General features: G+C 61.5%; 1 protein-coding gene and 1 pseudogene. One reads left to right on the top strand and one right to left on the bottom strand.

The features are described from left to right. Window positions 1-343 (top strand): annotated as a pseudogene (locus DBR22_RS21715) (aminoacyl-tRNA deacylase); the annotation flags it as partial. A gap of 240 nt (window positions 344-583) precedes the next feature. Here the strand turns inward: DBR22_RS21715 and rplL are convergent. Then, window positions 584-906, bottom strand: a 323-nt coding sequence (gene rplL / locus DBR22_RS21720) for a 50S ribosomal protein L7/L12 (protein ID WP_108600688.1), incomplete at its 5' end; no start/stop codon positions are given.

Consider the following 906-nt stretch of genomic DNA (forward strand, 5'->3'; position numbering starts at 1 on the left):
GATCGTGAAGTCCCTGGTGGTCAAGCACAAGGACGGGACGTTCCTGTTCGCGCTTATCCCGGGCGACCGGCAGATCTCGTGGCCGAAGCTCCGGAACCTGGTGGGCGTCAACAAGCTGTCGCTGCCGCCGGCGGACGTGGCGTTTGATGCAACGGGTTACGAGCGCGGCACCATCACCCCGCTCGGCAGCACCAACGCCTGGCCCGTGTACGCGGACGCCACCATGGCCGGGCGCCGGATCTCCATGGGCGCCGGTGAGCACGGCTACAGCGCTTTCGTTCAGGCGGACGCCCTCACCGCGGCCCTGGGTGCCGTGGTCGCGGATATCAGCGACCCTGCCTAGCAACGCGGGGTCACATTCGGCCCGATAACCGGCATTTTTCGGGCGTTAAGTGACCCCGCGTTGGGGTAACAGTGACCCCGCGTTGGGGTAACGGTGACCTAGCAACGCGGGGTCACTTTTGGCTCGATATCCGGCATTTTTCGGGCATTAAGTGACCCCGCGTTGGGTTGAAAAGACTGGGTTAAGACAGGAAAACCCCGTCCACCGAAGTGGACGGGGTTTTCCGTGAAGCGGCGTGAGTTACTTGATGGTAACGCGGGCGCCGGCAGCTTCGAGCTGATCCTTAGCCTTCTCGGCAGCTTCCTTGGTGACACCTTCGAGAACAGCCTTCGGAGCGCTGTCAACAACGTCCTTAGCTTCCTTCAGGCCCAGGGAAGTGATAGCGCGAACTTCCTTGATCACTGCGATCTTCTTGTCGCCGGCAGCTTCGAGAACGACGTCGAATTCGGTCTTCTCTTCAGCTTCTTCTGCAGCGCCGCCACCGGCGGGGCCTGCAACAGCAACAGCAGCAGCAGTAACTTCGAAGGTCTCTTCGAAGAGCTTGACGAACTCGGAGAGCTCGA

It is taken from the genome of Arthrobacter sp. HMWF013 (assembly GCF_003061105.1).
In the GTDB taxonomy this organism is placed as follows: domain Bacteria; phylum Actinomycetota; class Actinomycetes; order Actinomycetales; family Micrococcaceae; genus Arthrobacter.